The organism is Streptomyces violaceoruber, assembly GCF_033406955.1.
Taxonomy (GTDB): Bacteria; Actinomycetota; Actinomycetes; order Streptomycetales; family Streptomycetaceae; genus Streptomyces; species Streptomyces violaceoruber.
Genome location: NZ_CP137734.1, coordinates 6,656,363 through 6,672,933, shown reverse-complemented (window position 1 = coordinate 6,672,933; position 16,571 = coordinate 6,656,363). Strand labels below are relative to the sequence as shown.

Annotated in this window: 16 protein-coding genes; 5 read left to right on the top strand and 11 right to left on the bottom strand. The window is 73.9% G+C overall.

Translation table 11 applies throughout. The annotated features are described in order from the left end of the window. Positions 1 to 101: 101 nt before the first annotated feature. From R2E43_RS29860 to R2E43_RS29830, 7 genes are all read right to left on the bottom strand, one after another. Positions 102 to 1,439, bottom strand: coding sequence for an ABC transporter ATP-binding protein (locus R2E43_RS29860; protein ID WP_003977118.1), 1,338 nt, complete (start codon positions 1,437 to 1,439; stop codon positions 102 to 104). Positions 1,440 to 1,662: 223 nt separating this feature from the next. Then, entirely contained in the window at positions 1,663 to 1,869 is a 207-nt protein-coding gene (locus R2E43_RS29855) for a hypothetical protein (RefSeq protein ID WP_106435245.1), read from the bottom strand. Beyond that, positions 1,866 to 3,212, bottom strand: a complete 1,347-nt coding sequence (locus R2E43_RS29850; protein WP_332056720.1) for an MFS transporter — start codon at positions 3,210 to 3,212, stop codon at positions 1,866 to 1,868. Before R2E43_RS29850 ends, R2E43_RS29855 begins: the two co-directional genes overlap by 4 nt. A gap of 39 nt (positions 3,213 to 3,251) precedes the next feature. Beyond that, positions 3,252 to 4,727 (bottom strand): CitMHS family transporter, encoded by a 1,476-nt coding sequence (locus tag R2E43_RS29845; protein ID WP_332056719.1) that lies wholly within the window; start codon positions 4,725 to 4,727, stop codon positions 3,252 to 3,254. A gap of 123 nt (positions 4,728 to 4,850) precedes the next feature. Beyond that, on the bottom strand, positions 4,851 to 7,094 hold the full coding sequence (locus R2E43_RS29840; protein WP_332056718.1) for a molybdopterin oxidoreductase family protein: 2,244 nt from the start codon (positions 7,092 to 7,094) through the stop codon (positions 4,851 to 4,853). Between the two features lie 124 nt (positions 7,095 to 7,218). Next, positions 7,219 to 7,836: a TetR/AcrR family transcriptional regulator gene (locus tag R2E43_RS29835; protein ID WP_332056717.1), complete on the bottom strand. Its 618-nt coding sequence runs from the start codon at positions 7,834 to 7,836 to the stop codon at positions 7,219 to 7,221. Positions 7,837 to 7,933: 97 nt separating this feature from the next. Continuing rightward, positions 7,934 to 8,503 (bottom strand): hypothetical protein, encoded by a 570-nt coding sequence (locus R2E43_RS29830; protein ID WP_011027936.1) that lies wholly within the window; start codon positions 8,501 to 8,503, stop codon positions 7,934 to 7,936. Between the two features lie 210 nt (positions 8,504 to 8,713). On the opposite strand from R2E43_RS29830, the gene hmgA reads away from it, so the two are divergent. From hmgA to R2E43_RS29815, 3 genes are read left to right on the top strand one after another with little or no spacing between them, the layout of a single operon-like run. Then, complete coding sequence (hmgA, locus tag R2E43_RS29825) at positions 8,714 to 10,039, top strand: homogentisate 1,2-dioxygenase (protein ID WP_003977111.1); 1,326 nt, start codon at positions 8,714 to 8,716, stop codon at positions 10,037 to 10,039. A 26-nt stretch (positions 10,040 to 10,065) separates the two neighbouring features. Next, entirely contained in the window at positions 10,066 to 10,815 is a 750-nt protein-coding gene (locus tag R2E43_RS29820; protein ID WP_003977110.1) for a GntR family transcriptional regulator, read from the top strand. Positions 10,816 to 10,837: 22 nt separating this feature from the next. Beyond that, positions 10,838 to 11,998 carry a type ISP restriction/modification enzyme gene (locus R2E43_RS29815; protein ID WP_161270007.1) on the top strand — a complete coding sequence of 387 codons (1,161 nt, stop codon included), beginning with the start codon at positions 10,838 to 10,840 and terminating at the stop codon, positions 11,996 to 11,998. Positions 11,999 to 12,023: 25 nt separating this feature from the next. Here the strand turns inward: R2E43_RS29815 and R2E43_RS29810 are convergent, their stop codons facing one another. After that, positions 12,024 to 12,728, bottom strand: a complete 705-nt coding sequence (locus R2E43_RS29810) for a TetR/AcrR family transcriptional regulator C-terminal domain-containing protein (protein ID WP_003977108.1) — start codon at positions 12,726 to 12,728, stop codon at positions 12,024 to 12,026. Between the two features lie 63 nt (positions 12,729 to 12,791). Here R2E43_RS29810 and R2E43_RS29805 point away from each other — a divergent pair, with 63 nt between their 5' ends. Together R2E43_RS29805 and R2E43_RS29800 are read left to right on the top strand one after the other, a co-directional pair. Next, positions 12,792 to 13,781, top strand: a complete 990-nt coding sequence (locus R2E43_RS29805) for a daunorubicin resistance protein DrrA family ABC transporter ATP-binding protein (RefSeq protein ID WP_003977107.1) — start codon at positions 12,792 to 12,794, stop codon at positions 13,779 to 13,781. Continuing rightward, the gene (locus R2E43_RS29800; protein ID WP_011027939.1) at positions 13,778 to 14,593 is read left to right on the top strand and encodes an ABC transporter permease; all 816 of its coding nucleotides are present in this window, start codon (positions 13,778 to 13,780) and stop codon (positions 14,591 to 14,593) included. The genes R2E43_RS29805 and R2E43_RS29800 overlap by 4 nt, the downstream gene beginning before the upstream one ends. 224 nt (positions 14,594 to 14,817) lie before the next feature. On the opposite strand, the gene R2E43_RS29795 is transcribed toward R2E43_RS29800, so the two are convergent. From R2E43_RS29795 to R2E43_RS29785, 3 genes are all read right to left on the bottom strand, one after another. Continuing rightward, positions 14,818 to 15,087: a hypothetical protein gene (locus tag R2E43_RS29795; RefSeq protein WP_003977105.1), complete on the bottom strand. Its 270-nt coding sequence runs from the start codon at positions 15,085 to 15,087 to the stop codon at positions 14,818 to 14,820. Between the two features lie 115 nt (positions 15,088 to 15,202). After that, positions 15,203 to 15,955, bottom strand: a complete 753-nt coding sequence (locus tag R2E43_RS29790) for an anti-sigma factor (RefSeq protein ID WP_003977104.1) — start codon at positions 15,953 to 15,955, stop codon at positions 15,203 to 15,205. Then, a complete protein-coding gene (locus R2E43_RS29785) occupies positions 15,952 to 16,494 on the bottom strand; it encodes a sigma-70 family RNA polymerase sigma factor (protein WP_003977103.1) in 543 nt (180 codons plus the stop codon). The genes R2E43_RS29790 and R2E43_RS29785 overlap by 4 nt, the downstream gene beginning before the upstream one ends. Positions 16,495 to 16,571: the final 77 nt, after the last annotated feature.

Below are 16,571 nucleotides of genomic sequence, written 5' to 3'. Positions count from 1 at the left end.
GTCGTCCGACCCCAAACTAGCGCCGTTAGTTTTACGGCACCAGGGGCTCCCCCGATGGTGGCGCGGCTCACCCTCCCGGAGTACGCGGGAACGCGGCGTGGTCACTCCTCCAGGTCCGGCAGCCGCGCCGGGGCGGGGCAGATCCGGTCGCCGTGCTGGTCGAAGACGAAGAGGTGGGCGAGGTCGACGAGGAGGGGTACCTGCATGCCGTGGCGGAGGTCGATGTCGGGGGTGGTCCGGACGATCAGGTCGCCGGGGAGGCGGCCGTCGGGGGCGGCGACCGCCGGTCCGGGCTCCGGCGGTTCGTCCATGACGACCACGGGACCGGCGCGCAGGGCGCCCGCGCGTTCCCTCAGCCGCTCCAGGACCGTGCCGTCGCGGCGGCGGCGCCTGACCGGGCGGGCGGCGGGGCGCGGGGCCTCCAGGTCGGGCACGACGGCCGGCTGTGAGCCGGTGTTGAAGTGCACGAGCACCTCGTGGCCCTGGAACTCGACGTGCTCCACGAGCCCGGTGAGCAGCACCTCGCCGGGGCGGGCGGACGAGGGCTTCGCGATCCGGACGGCCTCCGAGCGCAGCCCCACGATGACCTCGCGGCCCTGCTGGACGCGGAGCAACTGGTGGTCCAGGGAGAGCGGTTCGGGCAGGCGCAGGAACTGCTTGCCCAGGCTGATGGTCATCGCCCCGTCCAGCGGGGCGCGCACGAGACCCCGCAGCAGGTTGATGCGGGGGGTGCCGATGAAGGCGGCGACGAAGACGTTGCGGGGCAGGGCGTAGACGGCGCGCGGGGTGTCCACCTGCTGGAGGACGCCGCCGCGCAGGACGGCGACGCGGTCCCCCAGCGACATGGCCTCGGACTGGTCGTGGGTGACGTAGATCGTGGTGACGCCCAGCTCCCGGGTCAGCCGGGTGATCTCCGCGCGCAGGTGGTTGCGGAGCTTGGCGTCGAGGTTGGACAGCGGCTCGTCCATCAGGAAGGCGGTGGGGTGGCGGGAGATGGCCCGGCCCATGGCGACCCGCTGGCGTTCGCCGCCGGAGAGCTGGGCGGGGAGGCGGTCGAGGAGGTCCTCGATGCCCAGCATGCGGGCGGTGGCGTCCACGCGGGGGGTGTGGTCGGTCTGCGGGTCCTCGACGCGCAGCGGGAAGCCGATGTTCCCGCGGGTGGTCATGTTGGGGTACAGGGCGAAGTTCTGGAAGACCATCGCCATCCGCCGCTCCGCGGGGAGCAGGTCGTTGGCGTACGCGCCGTCCAGCGTCAGCTCTCCCTCGGTGATCTCCTCCAGCCCGGCGATCATGCGCAGCACGGTCGACTTCCCGCAGCCGGAGGGGCCGAGCAGGACGAGGAACTCACCCGGCGCGATGTCCAGCGACAGCCGGTCCACCACGCGGACGCCTCGCGCGTAGGTCTTGCTCACGTCGTGCAGGGAGATGGCGCGTGTCATGGAGGTGCCCCCGGGGGCTCACTGAGCTCTGGTGCTCCGCGGTCGGACGCCCTCGTGCGGGTCGTACGGGGCGTGTGAGTCACGGAAGTTAACGGACCGTGCCCGGCCTGGGGAAGACACCCGACGACATCTCGGCGCGACCGTCCACCTGGTGAGAAAGCGGACGGCCGGATTCAGGGGGCGGGGCGTCTCACGACGTGATCACGCCGGGACGGCCGCCGCGTCAGCCGTCCGACGAGCCGTCCGGGTCGCCGCCTCCGCGGTTGCCGCCGGAGCGGCGGGAGGTGCGGACCAGCTCGCCCGCCGCCAGGGTCGCCGTCGCCACCGCGCGCGTCCACGGCGGGCCGCCCCGGCCCGCCCACACGACGCAGACGCAGCCGCCGACCACGAGGAGCAGGACGACGGACAGAACGATCAGGATCATGCTCATCCCCTCGACTCCCGGCACGGCCGGCTGTCGCCCGCCCGGTCCGGGACATCCTGCCCGATCTCCGGACTCCGGGGCCCGGCGGCCCGACCGGTCGCACCGGACGCACCGGCCGTACCCGTCGTACCGCCCGCACCGCCCGCACCGCCCGCACCGCCCGCACCGGTCGTCCCGGTCGTCCCGGTCGACGGCGAACGCAGGGCGACGCCCGAGGAGAGCAGGAGGAGCGCGCCCAGCATCACGAAGGGCGCCGCCACACCCGCGACGCCCGCGATCAGGCCCGCGGCGGCGGGGGCGGCGACCTGGCCGAGGCGGTTGCCGGTCAGGCGCAGGGCGAGGGCCGTGGAGCGCGCCTCGTCGGGGGCCGCCTGCACGACCGTGGTCATGGAGAGCGGCTGGCCGACGCCCAGGCAGAAGCCGAGGACGACCAGCATCAGGGCGAGCGCCCACACCGGCACCGGCAGCGCGACCCCGGCGCACAGCAGGGCGGCCAGCAGACACGTGACCGTGAGCAGCACCGTGCGGCCGAGCAGCCGCAGCAGGGGCGTCAGCACGAGCCGGCAGGCGATCGTCGCGGCGGCCCGCAGGCTGAGCAGTACGCCGATCACGGCCGGGGAGATTCCCCGCTGCTCGCCGACCACCGGCAGGTAGGCGGTGAGGATGTCGGTGGCGGAGAGCACGGAGAGGCTGATCAGGATGCCCGCGGGCACGCCCCGGGCGCGCAGGATGCTCACCACGGGGACGCGCGCACCCTGCTGCGCACGGGACTTGGCGGCCCCGGGGTGCTCTATGCGCCACAGGGACGTGAAGGCGACCGCCGCGCCCGCGCCCGCCACCACCAGGGCGAGCGCGCTGCTGCCGGCCATGTCGGGGCCGCCGATGAGCGCGCCCGCGGCGATGGGGCCGATCAGCTGGCCGAGCGAGGCGCCGATGGTGAAGTGGCCGAAGTTGCGGTCCTGTTCGTGCGGCGCGGACTGGCGGGCGACCAGTGACTGGGCGCCGATGACGAAGCAGAGGTGGCCGAGGCCCATGACGCCGCTCCACAGGGCCATCGTCGACAGGGACCCGGCGACGCCGCTCAGCGCACAGCCCCCGGCGATGAGCACCACCCCGGCGGGCAGCAGCGGTGCGCAGCGCCCGTGGTCGGTGCGGCGGCCCAGCGGAACGGCGGCGAACAGCGGCAGCAGCGCGTACACCCCGGCGATGACACCGACGGCCCGTTCGTCCGCGCCCAGCGCGAGGGCCCGGTAGGAGACGGCGGGCCGGGCCATCGACACCGCGGCCTGTGCGAAGCCGAAGGCGATGACGAGGCGGAGCAGCCAGCCGCGGTTCCCACTGGGCACCATGATCGCGTCTCCTTCCGATGATCCGACGATCTCCGACGGTCAGATGATGCCGAACAGGATGCCCGCCGCGAGGATCACCAGGCTCGTCAGGACGGCCCACTTCACCACGAACCGCGTGTGGTCGCCGAACTCGACCTTGGCCATGCCGACCAGGACGTACACGGCCGGGACGAGCGGGCTGGACATGTGCAGCGGCTGGCCGACGATCGAGGCGCGGGCGATCTCCAGCGTCGACACGCCGTGCGCCTGGCCGGCCTCGGCGAGCACCGGCAGGACGCCGAAATAGAAGCCGTCGTTCGACATGAAGTACGTCAGCGGCAGGCTCAGCAGGCCGGTGACCAGGCCCATCTGCGGGCCCATGCCGTCGGGGATGGTGTCCACCAGCCAGTTGGCCATGTGGTCGACCATGCCGGTGCCGGTGAGGACGCCGGTGAAGACGGCGGCGGCGAAGACCATGCCGGAGACGTTGAGGACGTTGTCGGCGTGGGCCGCGATGCGGGCCTTCTGGTCCGGGATGTGCGGGAAGTTGACGGTGAGGGCGAGCGCGGCGCCGATCAGGAAGAGCACCGGGATCGGCAGCAGCTCCATGATCATGGCGGTGAGCAGCGCGAGGGTGAGCAGCGCGTTGAACCAGTACAGCCTGGGCCGCAGGGTGGGCCGGTTCGGGTCGAGGCCCTTGAAGTCGTCGTCGGACTCGCCGCCGGCCCCGGTGTCCCGGTCGCCCGCCGCAGCGGGGCCGCCCGCCGCACCGCGAGCCGCACCCGCACCCGCACCCGCACCCGCACCCGCACCGGAAACCCCGGCCGCACCGGAAACTCCGGCCGCCCCCGTACCCGCGCCCGCACCGACCAGCACCGTCTCGGTCTCCGGCTCCCGCTCCGGCGCCCCGTCCAGCGACAGCGTGCCCAGCCGCCTGCGCTCGCGCAGACCGAGCACGTACGCCAGGACGACGACCGCGACCAGACCCACGGCCAGGGCCGGGATCATCGGGACGAAGATGTCGGTGGCGTCGACCTTCAGCGCGGTGGCGGCGCGGGCGGTGGGGCCGCCCCAGGGCAGCGTGTTCATCACGCCGTTGGCCATCGCGGCGACGCCGGTCATCACGACCAGGCTCATCTTCAGCCGCTTGTACAGCGGGTACATCGCCGAGACCGTGATCATGAAGGTGGTGGAGCCGTCGCCGTCCAGCGAGACGATCGCGGCGAGCAGCGCCGTGCCGACGACGATGCGCATCGGGTCGGCCTTGCAGAACTTCAGGATGGCCCGGACGATCGGGTCGAAGAGCCCGACGTCGATCATCACACCGAAGTAGACGATCGCGAACATGAGCATCGCCGCGGTGGGGGCGAGGCTGGACACGCCGTCGATGACGTAGTCGCCGAGATGGGCGCCCTTGCCGACGAGCACGCAGAACAGCGCGGGAATCAGCACGAGCGCCGCGATCGGCGACATCTTCTTCATCATGATCAGGACCAGGAAGGTCGCGATCATGGCGAAGCCGAGGATGGTCAGCATGAATGAGTACCTAACGTTCGCCCTTGAACATCCCACCGGGGCAGGCGGTGCGAGCGACGTTAGGTGGCGCGAAGCAGCGTTAACAAGACGTTGACATGCGAGCAATAAGCGCAGAACTCCAGGTCACAGCTCTGCCCCGGTCAGCGGTGTGAGCGTGACGGGTACGCCGTTGAGTACGGCGTTGCCCGAGAGCGGGTCGAGCGCGCTGCCGTCGAGGAGCTGGTTGACGTTGACGCCGGGATCGGTGGCGGCGTGCGTCTGGCGGGTGCCGGGCCGGTCGTGGCCCCAGCCGTGCGGGAGGCTGACGACGCCGGGCCGGACGGCGTCGGTGACCTCGGCGGGGACGGTCACCGCTCCGCCGGGGCCCGTCACGCGCACCGGTTGCGCCCCGCGCAGACCCAGCCGTGCGGCGTCCTCGGGATGGACGTGCAGGGTGCAGCGGTTGGAGCCGCCGGTGAGGGCGGGGACGTTGTGCATCCAGCTGTTGTTGGAGCGCAGGTGGCGGCGGCCGACGAGGACGAGCCCGGCGGGGCGCTCGTCCCGGGCCCGTGCGAGGCGCGGCAGGTCGGCGGCGATCGGTGCCGGGAGCAGTTCCACCTTGCCGCTGCGGGTCTTCAGGGGCTGCGGCAGGCGGGGGCGCAGCGGGCCGAGGTCGATGCCGTGCGGGTGGGCGAGGAGCCGCTCCAGGGTCAGCCCGTCCGGCCGGGCGCCGAAGCCGTCGCCGTAGGGGCCGAGGCGCAGCATCAGGTCGAGGCGCCGCTCGGGGCCGGTCCCGCCGGTGAGCAGGGCGGTCAGTTCGGCGGGGTCGCGGCCGTGCGCGGGTGAGTGCGGCTCCCGTACGGCCTTGGCGAGGGTCTGCTCGATCACCAGGGCGTCGACGGCGGCGGGGTCGGTGCCGTGCGCCCCGGTGACGGCCAGGGTGAGCCGGGCGAGGATCTCCGTCTCGGCCATCCTGCCGGGCTCCAGCGGGACGGCGGGGCGGGTGTAGCGGACCTGGTTGCGCACGGCGAGGGTGTTGAAGGCGAAGTCGTGGTGCGGGCTCTGGGCGGGCGGGGGCGGCGGCAGGACGACGTGGGCGTGGCGGGAGGTCTCGTTGAGGTAGGGGTCGACGCTCACCATGAAGTCGAGGGACTCCAGCGCCTTGTCGAGCCGGTCGCCGTCGGGCGCGGACAGCACGGGGTTGGCGGCGATGGTGAGCAGCGCGCGGACGGGCTCGCCCGCGTCGGTGGCGGTGTCGATCTCCTCGGCGAGGGCGGACAGCGGCAGTTCGCCCTTCGCCTCGGGGTGCCCGCTCACCCGGGAGCGCCAGCGGCCGAGCGCGAACCCGCGGCCGGGTCCGGCGGGGCGCGGGGTCCGGTCGGTGGCGGCCTGCGGGAAGAGCGCGCCGCCGGGCCGGTCGAGGTTGCCGGTGAGGATGTTGAGGACGTCCACGAGCCAGCTGGCGAGGGTGCCGTGCGGGACGGTGCAGCTGCCGATGCGGCCGTAGACGGCGGCGGTGGGTGCGGCGGCGAGTTCGCGGGCGAGGGCGCGCGTCACGTCGGCGTCGACGTCGCAGGCGGCGGCGACGGACTCGGGGGTGAAGTCGCGTACGGCGGCCGCGACGTCGTCCACTCCCCCGACGTGCGGGGCGAGGGCGCCGAGGTCGACCAGCCCCTCCTCGTACAGCACGTGGGCCATCGCGGCCAGCAGCAGCGCGTCGCTGCCGGGGCGGATCGCCACGTGCCGGTCGGCGAGCTTCGCGGTGCGGGTGCGGCGCGGGTCGACGACGGTGAGGGTGCCGCCGCGGGCCTTCAGGGCCCTGAGCCGGCCGGGGAAGTCGGGGGCGGTGCACAGACTGCCGTTGGACTCCAGCGGGTTGGCGCCGATGAGCAGGAGGTGGTCGGTGCGGTCGAGGTCGGGCACCGGGATGGCGTTCGCGTCGCCGAAGAGCAGTCCGCTGGAGACGTGCTTGGGCATCTGGTCGAGCGTGGACGCGGTGAAGAGGCTGCGGCTGCCGAGGGCGCCGAGCAGGACGTTCGGGTAGAGGGCGCCCGCCATGGTGTGGACGTTCGGGTTGCCGAGGACCACGCCGACGGAGTGCGGTCCGTACCGCTCGACGAGGGGCCGGACGCCGGCGGCGACCGCGTCGAAGGCCTCCTCCCAGGTGGCTTCGCGCAGTTCGCCGTTCGTGCGCACCAGCGGCGCGCGCAGCCGGTCGGGGTCGGAGTCGACGGCTCCGAAGGAGGCGCCCTTGGGGCAGATGAAGCCCCGGCTGAAGACGTCGTCGCGGTCGCCGCGGGCGGCGGTGACCGTGCTGCCGTCGACGGTGAGGGCCAGGCCGCAGGTGGCCTCGCACAGGGGGCAGATACGCAGGGCGGTGCGGGGCACGGGTCCTCCCGGAAGGCGGCGGTGGCGCGCTGTGCCCGGCGAGCATACCGACCGGTAGGCATGTTGGGGAGGGGGTGGACGGGCTGCGACAGGGGTGTCCGGGCGGCGGTGCGGTCGCGCCGGGTCAGTCGAGCACGCGCCCCAGGTACGCCCGCAGCAGCTCCCGGGCCTCCTCGATGATCTTCTCGTCCCCGTCCGGCGCGACCCGGAAGGCGAGCTGCACGAGGGTGTCGGCGGTCTCCACGGCCACGAGGAAGACGCGGCGCAGGTCGTCGTCGGGGCGGCGGCCCAGGTAGCCGGAGAGCAGTTCGGTGAGCCGCTCGGCGACGCGGTGGTTGGGGACGGCGTGACGGTCGCCGACCGGGATCTGGTTGCCGAAGTCGATCAGGGAGAAGCCGGGCGCGGTCCGCTTCATCGCCAGGTACTCGTCGAGCACGGTGTCCAGCGCACCGCGCCAGCCGTCGTCGCCCGCCTCCGTCAGCCGTTCGGTCACGCGCTCCGCGTAGCGCTCCAGGTTGCGCTGGGCCAGGGCGTCGGCCATCTGGCGCTTGTTGCCGAAGAAGCGGTACACCGACCCGATGGGCACGTCCGCGCGCAGCGCCACGGCCCGGGTGCTGAGGGCGTCGTAACCGACCTCGTCGAGGAGGTCGGCGCAGGCGTCGAGGATCCGGGTCAGCCGTTCGGCGCTGCGTCGCTGCACGGGGGCACGGCGGAGCGGGGTCGGGTGGGACACGGTCCTCATGATGCCCTGCCCACCCGGCCGGGTGAACCGTGGTCTCCGGTACGGCCGGGGGCGCCCGCCGGACCTCCGAGGCGCCGGAGGAGGGTGGCGGGCGCGCTCACCGGTCCGCCGCCGGTTCGGTGACCGTGCGGCCCTCGACCGTCTCCGGCTGCGTCGCCCCGGTCGGCTCCGCGTCCGACGCCGTGATGTCCGCGGTGCTCTCGACGGGCTCGCCGTCGACGGCCCAGACGGTGTCGTCGTCCGCGTACAGGCGGACCGTGAGCTGGTGCGTGCCGCGCGGGACCAGGCCGGCCGGCAGGCGGTACCGGGGGCCGCGCAGGAGGGTGAGGAGGTCGCCGTCGAGGAAGAGGCGGGCGACGCCGCGGCCGGCCACCGCCTTCGCCTGCGTGCCCTCCGGCGAGAACCTGAAGTCGCGGACGGTCAGGCGCACGTCCCAGCTGTCGTCGGCCTCGGGCTGCACCTCGACGCCGACCTCGGGGGCCAGCTCGGCGTCCACCTCGCGGTAGCGCCGGCCCTCTTCGTCGGTGTCCTCGACCAGCTTGCCCACCGGCGTGGCCGAATCACCGGCCTCCGGCTCTTCCCCGCCCCCGGAGCCGCAGCCCGCCGATCCCGTCAACAGCAGGACACAGACCGCGAGCACGGCGAGCACTCCTCGCGTCCACGACATGACGCGAGACTAGAACACGGGTCCGACAGTCCGGATCCCCCGGGGGTCTGGTTCCGGTCATCCTCGTCATCCTCACGACGGATGCCGGGACGGAGCGGGAAGGCGGGAGCGGAGCGGGGAAGTCCTCTTGTGCCCTCTTGCGCGCGGGAAACCGCAATCCTACGGTGTGCCATAGGAATCGGGTGGGAATCGGTTGCGAGGGAGCGATCAATGAGCGGGGACGCGCGGAAGACCGCGGAGGGGCTGGCCTATCTGTCCGGTTTCGGCAACGAGCACGCCTCGGAGGCCGTGGCGGGCGCGCTGCCCGAGGGCCGGAACTCGCCGCAGCGGGCGCCGTTGGGCCTGTACGCGGAGCAGCTGAGCGGCACGGCGTTCACGGAGCCGAGGGCGCACAACCGGCGGTCGTGGCTGTACCGGATCCGCCCGTCGGCCGCACACCCCGCGTTCACCCGTTCGGGCAACGGCACGATCCGCACCGCGCCCTTCAACCAGGCCGTGCCGGACCCGAACCGGCTGCGCTGGAACCCGCTGCCGGTGCCCGGGCCCGCCACGGACTTCGTCGAGGGGCTGTGGACGCTCGGCGGCAACGGCGACGCGACGCAGCGCACCGGCATGGCCGTGCACCTGTACCACGCCACCGCGTCCATGGACCGCGTCTTCAGCGACGCGGACGGCGAGCTGCTGATCGTCCCGGAGCGCGGCGGCCTGCTGCTGCGCACCGAGTTCGGGCTGCTGCACGCCGAGCCGGGACACGTGGCGCTGATCCCGCGCGGGGTCCGCTTCCGCGTCCAGCTGCTGGACGAGGACGCCCGCGGCTACGTCTGCGAGAACTACGGCGCGCCGTTCCAGCTCCCCGACCTGGGCCCGATCGGCGCCAACGGCCTGGCCAACGCCCGGGACTTCCGCGCGCCGGTCGCCGCGTACGAGGACGACGAGAGCACGCCGGGCCCGGTGGAGGTGGTCAACAAGTTCTGCGGCAACCTCTGGACGGCCGAGTACGACCACTCCCCGCTGGACGTCGTCGCCTGGCACGGCAACCACGTGCCCTACGTCTACGACCTGCGCCGCTTCAACGTCATCGGCTCCATCTCGTACGACCACCCGGACCCGTCGATCTTCACGGTGCTCACCTCCCCGTCGGACACGCCGGGACTGGCGGGTGTGGACTTCGTGGTGTTCGCGCCGCGCTGGCTGGTGGGCGAGGACACCTTCCGGCCGCCGTACTTCCACCGGAACGTGATGAGCGAGTACATGGGCCTGATCGAGGGCGCCTACGACGCGAAGGCGGAAGGCTTCGTGCCGGGCGGCGGTTCGCTGCACAACATGATGTCGGCGCACGGCCCGGACCGGGAGACCTTCGACCGGGCGAGCGCCGCCGAGCTGAAGCCGCAGCGGATCGACGACGGACTGGCGTTCATGTTCGAGACGCGGTGGCCGGTGACCCTCACTCCCCAGGCGGCCCGCGCCGAGCACCTGCAACCGGGCTACGACGACGTCTGGCAGGGCCTGGAGCGGCACTTCCGCCCCTTGCACTGAGGTTTTCCTACCGGTACGGATGGCCCGTGACCTCCTTCGCCCCGGACTCCATCGTCCTGAACCGCAAGCTGCCGCTCTGGTACCAGGTGTCGCAGTCGCTGCGCGCCTCGATACTCGGCCGCTCGCCCCGGGACCCGCTGCGCCTGCCCACCGAGGAGCAGCTGGCCGGGCACTACGGGGTGAGCGTGCTGACCATGCGGCAGGCGCTGAAGGAGCTGGAGGACGAGGGGCTGATCACCCGCCACCGCCGGCGGGGCACGTTCATCGAGCCGCACGCCCGGCGGGGCGCCCCGGTGCGGCTGCTCGGCTCGGTGGACGCGATCGTGGCGCAGCAGTCCGGGATGAAGGCCGAGCTGCTGGACCACGGCACCGCGCCGGTGCCGTCCGAACTCGCCGAGTACTTCCCCCAGGTGCCGGAGGTGGCGCTGTACCACCGGCTGCGCTGCGACGAGAAGACGGGCGAGCCGACCAACCACGCCCGCAACTACGTCCGTCCCGAACTGGCCGGGCGCATCGACCTGGACGACCTCGCCCGGTGGCCGATGACGAAGGTGCTGCGGGACGTGGTGGGCATGGACATCAGCCGGATCACCGACACCGTCGAGGCCCGGCTCGCGGACCCGGAGACGGCACGGCTGCTCGAAGTCCCGCTGCTCAGCCCGATCCTGCACTACACGGGCATCACCTACGACCTGGAGGGCCGGGTCCTCGACGTGGCGGTCATCCACTACCGGGGCGACCGCTTCTCCTTCACGGTCACCCTGGACGCCACGTGAGCCGGCGGTGCCCCGTCGTACGATGCCCGGCGTGACGCACGACGACGCCCCGCCGCTGGCGGACCTCATGCCGTGGTCCGTCGCACCGCCGCGGCTCGGCCGGGGGTGGCCGACGGCACCCGACGCGGCGTCCCTGAAGGCCCGCTGGGACGCCTTGCTGAAGGCCGAGGGACCCGACCGCGCGGCCCTGTTCGAGCCGACCCGCTCGCGCACGCCGTACTCGGCGGTCGGGCGGCTGCCGGGCGGCGCCGGGGGCACCGAGCGGCTGGTGCGCGCCGCGGGGCCCTGTCCGGAGCCGGTCCGGGTGCTGCGGGCGCCGTTCGACGAGCAGTGGCTGATCCCCGACCACCGGCTGATCGACGCGGCCCGTCCGGAGCTGTGGCGGGTGGCCGACGCGCGGCAGGTCTTCGTGGTGGAGGCGCCCGAGGCCGCCGGTGGGCCGCAGCTCCTGGCGACCTCGCTGCTGCCGCTGTTCGGGCCCGCCCGGATCCGTCCGCTGTACCGCCGTCCCGGCGGCGCGGAGCCCAACCTCGCCCCGGGCCTGCCGGACCATCTGGCCGCCCGGCTCGGCCGGCGCCCCGCCCCGTTGGACGTGCTCGCCTGGTCGGCGGCGGCCGTGCGGCCCGGCTCGCTGGTTCCGCTCACCGCGGACCCCGCACTGTGGGAGCACGGGGTGGAACTGGGCCGGCGCGCCCTGTGGCTGATGCGCCGCGACGGCGAACGCCCCAAGCTGCCCGGCGGCCGCCGCCCGTACGTCCGCGCCCCGCTGCCCCCGCGTCCGCTCGTCCTGCGCTACGACCGGGAGGAGGAGGCCCTGTTCCTGGACGAGGGCCGCATCTCCCCCGTGCCGCCCGGGGCCTGGGACTTCGAGGTGGGCGGGGTGCGGGTGCTGGAGCAGTGGTTCGCGGCCCGGGCGGCCGAGGGCGAGCCCGGCACGCTGACGGCGATCCGCCCGGCCGGCTGGCCGCAGAGCTGGACGTCCGAGCTGCTGGAGCTGATCACGGTCCTCGCCCTGCTCGCCGAAGTGCGCGAGGAGTGCCGCGAGTTGACGGTCACGGACGAGATCACCGCGACCGAGCTGCGCGAGGCGGGCGTACTGCCGGTGCCCGGGGCGGCCCGCCGGCCGGCCTCCGTCCTGGACGACCGGGAGGAGGGGCCGGAGGGGCAGCTGGCGCTGCTGTGACCCCCGGCCGGATCGGCTCCCCTGCTCAGGCGAACCCGTCCAGCACCCGGGCCAGCGCCCGCTCGAAGACCCCCTCCAGGTCGATCGGCCCCGCGTCCTCGGCGAAGGACGCCGCCAGCCGCGGGTAGGCGCCGCTCGCGACCTGCCGGCCGAGGTAGGCGATGCGCGCCGCGTTCTCCTGCTCCTCGGACCAGGGCAGCGAGCGGGTGCGCTCGACGGTGGCGATCTCGTTGGCGACGTAGGTCGTCACCACGCCGTTCACCATCGCGACCAGCTCCATCTTGGTGCCGTAGGGCGCCTCGAAGGGGTCGAGGCAGGCCAGGCAGTGCTCCAGGTAGCGCAGGGCGTTGGGGCTGAAGCCGTAGACGGGGGACATCAGGCGGGGCAGCCAGGTGTGGCGGTGCATCAGGGCGCGGGTCTGGTGGGCGACCCGGATCATGTCCGCGCGCCAGTCGCCGCTCGGCTCCCACAGCTCGTGCTCGCCGCTGACCGCGTCCATCATCAGCTCGTACAGGTCCTCCTTGCGGGGGACGTAGTTGTAGAGCGACATCGTGCCGCAGCCCAGCTCGCCCGCGACGCGGCGCATCGAGACCGCGTCCAGTCCGTCGGCGTCCGCGATCCGCACCGCGGCGGCGGCGATGTCGGCGCGGGTGTACGCCGGTCTCGGCCCCCGGCCGGTGCGCTCGGGGCGCGACCAGATCACTTCGGGTACGGCCGCTCGGCCCGCCATCGTGCATCACCTCGGCCACCATCCTAGTTACGTACACCGTACGTAGTGCGCTATGGTCGGCACATGACTACTACGTACGCTGTACTTAGTGAGGGTCTGGAGAAGCGCTTCGGCACCGTGCGCGCGCTGCGCGGGCTGGATCTCGCGGTGCCCGAGGGCACCGTCTGCGGGCTGCTCGGGCCGAACGGGGCGGGCAAGACCACGGCGGTCCGGCTGCTGACCACGCTGCTGCGGCCGGACGCGGGCTCGGCGCGGGTCGCCGGGCACGACCTGGTACGGGAGGCTGCCGCGGTGCGTCGTCTGATCGGGGTGACCGGGCAGTACGCCTCGGTGGACGGAGACCTCACCGGCCGGCAGAACCTGCGGCTGTTCGCCCGGCTGCACCGGGTGCGGGACGCGGCGGCGCGGGCCGACGAGCTGCTGGACCGGTTCGGCCTGGCCGAGGCCGCCGACCGGCCCGCCGTCACCCTGTCCGGCGGCCTGCGGCGCCGTCTCGACCTGGCCGCGAGCCTGGTGCGCCGCCCCGAGGTGCTGTTCCTGGACGAGCCGACGACCGGGCTCGACCCGGCCGGCCGGAACCGCGTCTGGGAGACCGTGCGCGCCCTGAGGGCGGACGGCACCACCGTGCTGCTCACCACGCAGTACCTGGAGGAGGCCGACCGCCTGGCCGACGACATCGCCCTGGTGGACCGGGGCCGGGTCGCGCACACCGGGTCGCCGGCCGAACTCAAGGCGCTGGTGGGGACCTACGCGCAGGCCGTCGTCGCGGACGCGGACGCGCTGGTGCGGGCGGCGGGGGTCCTGGACCGGCTGACCGGCGCCGAACCGGTCCTGGACCACGAGCGGCGCACGGTCGGCGTCGTCAGCACCGATCCGACCCTGACCCTGCCCCGCCTGGTGCGCGAACTCGACGCGGCGGGCGTGCCGCTGGCGGACGCGAGCCTGCGGCCGCCGACCCTCGACGACGTCTTCCTCCGCCTGACCGGCGGCACCGGCAGCGACGACCGCAACGACCGCAACGGCAGCGACGACGGCAAGGAGCTGGTGGCATGAGCACGGTGACGACGGGTCCGCACGGCTCGGCGTACGGTCTGGCGTACGACGGGGCGGCCCTGCTGGGCCGCCAGTTGCGGCGGGCCCGCAACAACCCGGGTCTGCTCATCCTCACCCAGACCATGCCGATCACGATGCTGCTGTTCTTCGGCTACGTGTTCGGCAGCGCGCTGGCGATGCCGGGCGAGGAGTACCGGGCCTTCCTGGTGCCGGGGTTGCTGGTCGCCACCGCCGCGAACGGCATCATGACGGGCATGTTCCAGGCGGCCCAGGACACCCACCGGGGCGTGACGGACCGCCTGCGGACGCTGCCGGTGAGCCGGGCCGCCGTGCCGCTCGGGCAGTCGGTCGCCGACGTGCTCGTCACGGCTGCCGGGACGGTGCCGCTGCTGCTCGTCGGGCTCGCGGTGGGCTGGCGGGTGGAGGGCGGCGCGCTCCGCGCGGTGGGCGCGCTCGGGCTGTTGCTGCTGTTCCGGTTCGCGACGACGTGGATCGGGATCTTCCTGGGGCTGCTCACCCGCAACGAGGAGGCCGCCGGCCAGCTGGGCGGCGCGACCTTCATCCTTCCGCTGCTGTCCAACGCGTACATCCCGACCGACGGGCTGCCGGGCTGGCTGCGCACGCTCGCGGAATGGAACCCCATCAGCGCGGTCACCACGGCGCTGCGGGACCTCTTCGGCAACGCGCCCGTGCCGGACGGGGCCGCCTGGCCGGTGACGCATCCCGTCGCCGGGTCGCTGGCGTGGTGCGCGGTACTGCTGGCGGTCTTCGTCCCGCTCGCGGTACGCCGGTACGCGCACGGGGGCCGCTGAACGGGCCGGGGTACCGCGTCACCGCCGGTGGGGAGGCGGCGGGGACGGGCAGGTGCCGTGCGGGACCGGAACGTGCGAACACGTGCGGGACGGACGTACGGGGCCGGGTGTACCGGGGAAGGCCCGCGCCCGGGGAGCACACCGGGGCGCCGCTGCGTGCCGTGGGGATGACGGACGAGTGCCGCGGCGCCGCGCCGGGAGGTGTGACCGCCGGAGCGCGGGTCTCAGTTGCCGCCGAACAGCGAGCGGCGCAGTCGGCGCAGTGGCGCGAACAGCGAGACCCGGCGCACCCTGGCGCCCCGGTTGCTGCGCTTGTGTGCGGGCTCACGCGCGGTCAGCTCACGCATCAGCGACGTCGCCTCCACGGTCTCCCGCGGCGGCAGGGCGGGCCCGCCGAGTACCGCGAGATGACGGTCGAGGCGCGAGCTGGTCGCGCTGCTTCCGCAGGTGATCGCAGGGACCCTTGCCCTGCTGCGCACTGTTATCTGTTCCATGTCACTCCCCACCCGTACGAGTCCACCCGGCCCGGGCAGGGTAACCCTATCGCCCCGGTACGGCATGCGTGTATCGCGGTCACAGGATTCACCTTCCCCGTAAGGGGGTTGACGATTACTCTCCGAATCCAACAGATTCCAGGGCGAGTTGGACGACCGGCTCAGTCGTCGGCAGGTCCGAGCCCCCGCCGGGTTCCACCGTCACCGCGAGTGACGTCGCGGAGCGGCTCAGGCCGGCGGCGACCAGGGGCGTGTCGCCGTCGAAGAGCCCGAGGGAGCGCGGCTCGGCGCCGGGGCGCATGACCCACAGTTGGCGCACGCGGTCGCCCGGCGGCTCGCCGTACCCGCTCAGGGTCACCACCGCGCGCCCCCTGGACGCGGAGGCGACCACCGCGACACCGCGGCCGCGTGCGTCCGCACCGCGCGCCGCCCGGGCGTCCGGAGCGGCGAGAACGTGGGCGATCTCACGTGCCCGGTCCCGTGCGGTGGCCAGCTCGTCCCGGGTCCGGTCGGCCCGCACCGCGAAGAGCGAGGCGACCACGAGCGCCGCGGCGGCCGTCACCGTGGCGAACGGCACGAGCAGGGGGCGCGGCCGGACGTGCCCGACCGACCGCCGCGGCACCGGTCCGCGCGCGGGAGCGGGCTCCTGCGCGGTGGTGCGTACGGCGGCCAGGACCCGCTCGCGCAGGGCGGGCGGTGCGGGGGCGGCCGTGGACCGGGCCAGCCGGACGGCGTCCTCGGACAGCGCCCGCACCTCGGCGGCACAGCGGGCGCAGCCCTCCAGGTGCCGTTCGAAGCGGACCCGTTCGGCGCCCTCCAGGGCGTCCAGGGCGTAGGGGGCGGCGAGCGAGTGGCCGAAGAGGCTCATGCGACGCCGCCCAGGCACTCGCGCAGGCGGCCCAGCCCGTCCCGCATCCGGGTCTTCACCGTGCCCAGCGGCAGGGAGAGTCGCTCGGCGACCTCCCGGTAGGTGTAGCCGTCGTAGTAGGCGAGGGTGACCGACTGGCGCTGCAACGCGGTCAGGCGGTCCAGGCAGCCCCGCACCCACTCGCGTTCGAGTTCCGCCTCGACCTCCTCCGACACCTGGTCGAAGGCGGGGTGGTGGGAGCGGTGGGCCTCGCGCCGGTCCCGTTCGCCGGCCGCGCGGGCGCTGCGCACCCGGTCGACGGCGCGGCGGTGGGCGACGGTGAGGATCCACGACAGGGCGCTCCCCCGGCGGGGGTCGAAGCGCGCCGCGGACCGCCACAGTTCGAGCAGCACCTCCTGTGCCACCTCCTCGGACTGGGCCGGGTCGCGCACCACGCGCCGCACGAGTCCGAACACCGGCCCCGACACCAGCCCGTACAGCTCCTCGAAGGCCTGCTGGTCGCCGTCCGCCACCAGCACCAGCAGCTCGTCCGCCGCCACCCGGTCGCCCGCCACCCCGTCCCCCTCTCCGCGGACCGCGTCCGGCCCGTCGACGTCACCGCCGGGCGCGCGGTGGC

What these genes read in the sequence shown, in the direction of transcription:
- R2E43_RS29860 (WP_003977118.1), bottom strand. Translation starts at nt 1,439, where the DNA reads ATGACACGCGCCATCTCCCTGCACGACGTGAGCAAGACCTACGCGCGA.
- R2E43_RS29855 (WP_106435245.1), bottom strand. Translation starts at nt 1,869, where the DNA reads ATGAGCATGATCCTGATCGTTCTGTCCGTCGTCCTGCTCCTCGTGGTC.
- R2E43_RS29850 (WP_332056720.1), bottom strand. Translation starts at nt 3,212, where the DNA reads ATGGTGCCCAGTGGGAACCGCGGCTGGCTGCTCCGCCTCGTCATCGCC.
- R2E43_RS29845 (WP_332056719.1), bottom strand. Translation starts at nt 4,727, where the DNA reads ATGCTGACCATCCTCGGCTTCGCCATGATCGCGACCTTCCTGGTCCTG.
- R2E43_RS29835 (WP_332056717.1), bottom strand. Translation starts at nt 7,836, where the DNA reads ATGAGGACCGTGTCCCACCCGACCCCGCTCCGCCGTGCCCCCGTGCAG.
- R2E43_RS29830 (WP_011027936.1), bottom strand. Translation starts at nt 8,503, where the DNA reads ATGTCGTGGACGCGAGGAGTGCTCGCCGTGCTCGCGGTCTGTGTCCTG.
- hmgA (WP_003977111.1), top strand. Translation starts at nt 8,714, where the DNA reads ATGAGCGGGGACGCGCGGAAGACCGCGGAGGGGCTGGCCTATCTGTCC.
- R2E43_RS29815 (WP_161270007.1), top strand. Translation starts at nt 10,838, where the DNA reads ATGCCCGGCGTGACGCACGACGACGCCCCGCCGCTGGCGGACCTCATG.
- R2E43_RS29810 (WP_003977108.1), bottom strand. Translation starts at nt 12,728, where the DNA reads ATGGCGGGCCGAGCGGCCGTACCCGAAGTGATCTGGTCGCGCCCCGAG.
- R2E43_RS29805 (WP_003977107.1), top strand. Translation starts at nt 12,792, where the DNA reads ATGACTACTACGTACGCTGTACTTAGTGAGGGTCTGGAGAAGCGCTTC.
- R2E43_RS29800 (WP_011027939.1), top strand. Translation starts at nt 13,778, where the DNA reads ATGAGCACGGTGACGACGGGTCCGCACGGCTCGGCGTACGGTCTGGCG.
- R2E43_RS29795 (WP_003977105.1), bottom strand. Translation starts at nt 15,087, where the DNA reads ATGGAACAGATAACAGTGCGCAGCAGGGCAAGGGTCCCTGCGATCACC.
- R2E43_RS29790 (WP_003977104.1), bottom strand. Translation starts at nt 15,955, where the DNA reads ATGAGCCTCTTCGGCCACTCGCTCGCCGCCCCCTACGCCCTGGACGCC.